Source organism: Neisseria sp. P0006.S004 (assembly GCF_051963015.1).
Lineage (GTDB): Bacteria > Pseudomonadota > Gammaproteobacteria > Burkholderiales > Neisseriaceae > Neisseria.
This window is the reverse complement of sequence record NZ_JBQCUS010000017.1, coordinates 1-4,581: the sequence shown is the minus strand read 5'-3', so window position 1 is coordinate 4,581 and position 4,581 is coordinate 1. Positions and strand designations below refer to the sequence as shown.

At 38.6% G+C, this 4,581-nt stretch carries 7 protein-coding genes and 1 pseudogene; all 8 read left to right on the top strand.

Annotation, left to right across the window (positions count from 1 at the left end; genetic code table 11):
• The coding region (locus ACTHR2_RS10470; RefSeq protein ID WP_440375703.1) for an RHS repeat-associated core domain-containing protein at positions 1-621 on the top strand (621 nt) is incomplete at its 5' end.
• 1 nt (position 622) lies between these two features.
• Entirely contained in the window at positions 623-1,123 is a 501-nt protein-coding gene (locus ACTHR2_RS10465) for a hypothetical protein (protein ID WP_263336304.1), read from the top strand.
• Between the two features lie 448 nt (positions 1,124-1,571).
• Positions 1,572-1,802: an RHS domain-containing protein gene (locus ACTHR2_RS10460; RefSeq protein ID WP_263336302.1), complete on the top strand. Its 231-nt coding sequence runs from the start codon at positions 1,572-1,574 to the stop codon at positions 1,800-1,802.
• Positions 1,763-2,005 carry a polymorphic toxin type 34 domain-containing protein gene (locus ACTHR2_RS10455; RefSeq protein ID WP_263336299.1) on the top strand — a complete coding sequence of 81 codons (243 nt, stop codon included), beginning with the start codon at positions 1,763-1,765 and terminating at the stop codon, positions 2,003-2,005. The genes ACTHR2_RS10460 and ACTHR2_RS10455 overlap by 40 nt, the downstream gene beginning before the upstream one ends.
• 103 nt (positions 2,006-2,108) lie before the next feature.
• The gene (locus ACTHR2_RS10450; protein ID WP_263336296.1) at positions 2,109-2,921 is read left to right on the top strand and encodes a hypothetical protein; all 813 of its coding nucleotides are present in this window, start codon (positions 2,109-2,111) and stop codon (positions 2,919-2,921) included.
• A 71-nt stretch (positions 2,922-2,992) separates the two neighbouring features.
• Positions 2,993-3,070, top strand: a pseudogene (locus tag ACTHR2_RS10445) (RHS repeat domain-containing protein); the annotation flags it as partial.
• Between the two features lie 60 nt (positions 3,071-3,130).
• Complete coding sequence (locus tag ACTHR2_RS10440) at positions 3,131-3,463, top strand: hypothetical protein (RefSeq protein WP_440375702.1); 333 nt, start codon at positions 3,131-3,133, stop codon at positions 3,461-3,463.
• 501 nt (positions 3,464-3,964) lie between these two features.
• Positions 3,965-4,581: transposase (locus ACTHR2_RS10435; RefSeq protein WP_440375701.1), on the top strand; the 617-nt coding region annotated here is incomplete at its 3' end.

Below are 4,581 nucleotides of genomic sequence, written 5' to 3'. Positions count from 1 at the left end.
GACGGCAACCTCTTATGGTTCGGCAACTACACCGGCTGGGGCCGTCTGAAAGAGGAAACCAAGGTAACGGATAGCGCTTACCAACCCTTCCGATTACAGAACCAGTATGCCGACCGTGAGACGGGGTTGCATTACAACTTCTTCAGGTATTATGAGCCAGAATGTGGAAGATTTATTAACCAAGATCCGATTGGTTTATGGGGTGGAAATAATTTCTATCTATATGGCTTGAATTCTTCCGTATGGATTGATTTTTTAGGGTTGACTGGTGCTAGAGTTACATGGACTGGACCAAATGTACCCGGAGGAACAATAACTGGCCTTAGCACTGGAGAGGGTGGTAAAGGTATTACCCATCCCGTTGTTCAAGAAGCATACGATAATGTCCCCATTGATAAACGTTCTGATCCTCGTATGCATGGTAGATGTGCTGAAGCAGAGGCTCTCAGTAAAGGGGCAGAAAAGGCAAATGTTACCAATATGGAAGAGCTTAGAAAATTAGCAAAAAATTCTGTCTCTACAGCAAACAGAAACGACAAAAAAGGAAAACCTATGCGTGCATGTCCTTCCTGTAGCCACGTATTAAAAAATCTTGGAATTCGCGACGGTAATGGAGGTTAAAATGACTGAAGTAAATAGACCTGATGTTATAGCAGGACGAAAATTAACCGATACATTTGATATTGATGCCATGAATTATCATGATGTTCAGATAATTACGCATGATTTCATCAAAAACGTACTTTTATCTAGTCCTTGTATTCATAATCAAATACCTGATACTTTAATAAAATTAGCAGAAAATACATGTCGTAAAATTCTATTGAATTTATCCAATGCCTTATCAAATGATGAATTGAAGAAGGAGCGCATAAGAGTTTGGAAAATTTATGATTCACAAACATCATCACATGAAAGAAACTTTACTCAACTTATACTAGGAGGGTTATCAGATGAGGAACAATTCACTGATGCACTTGAGAACTACGCTACGGTATCCGATATACTACTTCCCACTTTCTTTAATGTGTATAAATTATGCGGAGAGAAACTTTGTAAAAAATATCTAGAATTTCTATTGAATCATCCTATTTTAAAGAAATATCATGTTGAACATGTTTGAACCAAAAGTTGGATATAATGATTGAATTTCCCCAAAGCAAGCCACAGCTCGTATGAAACCTACAATCTAGAGGTAGGATGTGTGCGTACGCGGTTTCTATTTTTCAGACGACCTCAATCCTTTTGTGAGGTCGTCTGAAATATTTCTTCCATAACAATCTAAGCCAAAACAGCCTACGAATACGGCCAAGACGGTCTGCCGACCCTACGACAACTTCGGCAACCTGATCCACCGCGAACTGGCCGACGGCGAAGTACAGAACTATTTCTACGATCTGCATGACCAACTGGTTAAAGCGGAAATCTTCAAAAAAGATGGCACGAAAGAGACTTGGGCCTACACCTACGACGCCCTGGGCAGAAGGATAGGCAAAGGCCGTCTGAAAAACGAAGAAGTTTCAGACAACCTCGAAGAGGAAACCGGATTCGTTTGGGACGGCAGCCACCTCTTGCAGGAAGTCCAACCAGACGGCAGATATATCTATATCTACACCGACCCGGATTCTTACGAACCTTTGGCACAGGTACACAATTGGACAACCGAAGACGGCGAAAGCCAACAACAAACCCACTACTTTCACTGCGACCAAATCGGCATCCCTCGAGATATGACCGATAAAGATGGATCGACCCTAAAGGCTTGGCAGTTTTTGCAATACCCCTTATTGCTCCTGAATTGATTACGTTAGGTAAAGCTGCGCTTGTAACTTTAGGTATAGGTATTATTTATGAAAAAGGGAAAAAAGCTCTTGATACAGTAATGATGGCAGCAAATGGTAATCAAGTAGATACTGGGGTTGCTAATCAAGTTTATGAAAAAATAAATGAGTATTTTCAAAGTACAGGAAAAAACCAGATAAATGTGAAGTATTGTAAGAATTAATTGATTGTGGAAAAATATCTGCCAAACAAGCTAAATCTACTCAAAAAGCTTGGAATATTGCCATTCTTGGCATTCGAAAGATAAGTGTAACAGGAAAAATAATATGGTAAATGATAGAATTTCAAGTTTTGACGCTTTTTTAGAATGTAAAGATCTATCAATCAATGACTTATTAGAAAAACTACTACATTCTAATACTATTATTCAATATGAAGCAGCAAAAAGACTACAATTTTTTCAGTATAAAGAGATTATTGATATAATCAGAAATATCCTCTTAACAAGTCGATATAGTAAACATAGAGAAATTGCAAATTTTATCTTGGGACAAATACAAGAAGAACTTAGCACTACGGAATTGAAAGAAATTTTCTCTATATTAATTTACTCTATTCAAAATGACAAAAGTATTAAAGTGAAATCATCTGCAATATCTTCTTTAGGACATCTATTTAAAAAATATAATCTAGGAGAAGAAGAGTTTCGCACTATAGAAAATAATATTAGTTCTATTTGGAATATAAATAGATATTCTATAATTATTTCTATTGCATTTAGTTCTGCATATTTCCCAAAAAGAAATTTTATAAAAGAATATCTTATAAAAAATTTAAACAGCAAGCATCACAAAATTATCTCATGGGTATTGTATGGATTAAAAGGAAAACATTATAAATCAGAATCAATTGAAAATTTACTAATAGATAAACTAAGCCAATTTAATGAAAAATCTTATATTTACAATGAAATTATTGCATTTTTAATTTCAATTAGTTCTAAAAAAGTTATCCCTTATATTGAAAAGACACTATTCACTCAAAGTAAAATTGATGATGAAATTTATACTGAACTTAAAAATAATTTATCGGATGAATTTGCTGAATTAAGAAAAAAATTATTGGGAGAATTTAAATAGTTTCTTGACGTACGCCTCAACCGCAAACCTGCTTTCGTCTTCAAAACCAGTACGCTGACCGTGCGACGGGGCTGCATTACAACTTCTTCAGGTATTATGAGCCTGATGCTGGGCGGTTTGTTAATCAGGACCCAATTGGGTTGTTGGACGGGGCGAACCCCTATCAATTTGCATCGAATATCACAGAGTGGATTGACCCTCTTGGGCTAGTGAAATCTTCCCAATCTGGTGGTCTTAATTGGAACTGGAAGGGAGTTGGAGACAGACTAGCTCATATTATAGATAATCATGGTTCGGTTAATCCCAACAAGCCCAAACAAAGTATCTTCAAACAAAAACCTGTTCCAACAGTTAACAAGGCATGGAAAAAAAGAATGAAGAAGAATCGTTGTCCTGACAGTTCAGATAACGATACAGATACATATAACGTAGAAATGAATCAGCCAATCGGCTATGACAGAGATACAGGAGCAATTCTTACAAAAGTCAAAATTATTGTAATGAAAGGCACCAATAAAATTATTACAGGATACCCATCATGATAAGTACTGATTATTTTTGGTTTAGAGAGTGCCCCATATGCGATGGGCAAGGTAGATTAATTATAAAAAAAAATATTGACTCTAATAAATTATTTCTCTGTTGCGATGAATGTATGAGTTGCTGGGAAAATGAGGATGACTTAACTCAACAAAGAAAAAAATTTATGGAATATTCTATCAAGTCAAAGATAGTGAATGCTTCAGAAGACGATATTAGTAATTTTCATTGGGAAAAATATAAACTACATAAGTGTTCTGATACATTCATCTGACTTTATTAACTGTAGCAAGCGTAAGTTTGGCCGAGACCCAACAAAATATCAAGGTCGTCTGAAATAACCTTCAGACGACCTTTCCCTATACGCTTAACCCTTACCTGTTTCGACTACAACGGCAACCGCACCGCCACCGTCCTGCCCGACGGCAGACAGATCAACTGAGACTTTTGCAAAATTCCCCAAAATCCCCTAAATTCCTTCCAAGACATTTAGGGGATTTCTCATGAGTACCTTCTTTCAGCAAACCGCCCAAGCCATGATTGCCAAACACATCGACCGCTTCCCACTATTGAAGTTGGATCAGGTGATTGATTGGCAACCGATCGAACAATACCTGAATCGTCAAAAAACCCGTTACCTTAGAGACCACCGCGGCCGTCCCGCCTATCCCCTGTTGTCCGTGTTCAAAGCCGTCCTGCTCGGACAATGGCACAGCCTCTCCTATCCCGAACTCGAACACAGCCTCATCACCCGCATCAATTTCAACCTGTTTTGCCGTTTTGACGAACTGAGCATCCCCGATTACAGCACCTTATGCCGCTACCGCAACTGGTTGGCGCAAGACGACACCCTGTCCGAACTGCTGGAGCTGATTAACCGACAATTGACCGAAAAAGGCTTAAAAGTAGAGAAAGCATACGCCGCCGTCGTTGACGCCACCATTATTCAGACCGCCGGCAGCAAACAGCGTCAGGCCATAGAAGTCGATGACGAAGGGCAAGTCAGCAGCCAAACCACACCGAGTAAAGACAGCGATGCCCGCTGGACAAAGAAAAACGGCCTCTACAAACTCGGTTACAAACAACATACCCGTACCGATGAGGAAGGCTATATCGAGAA

Bases quoted from the DNA above. Each gene is read 5' to 3' on its own strand.
- ACTHR2_RS10465 (WP_263336304.1), top strand. From the start codon at position 623: ATGACTGAAGTAAATAGACCTGATGTTATAGCAGGACGAAAATTAACC.
- ACTHR2_RS10450 (WP_263336296.1), top strand. From the start codon at position 2,109: ATGGTAAATGATAGAATTTCAAGTTTTGACGCTTTTTTAGAATGTAAA.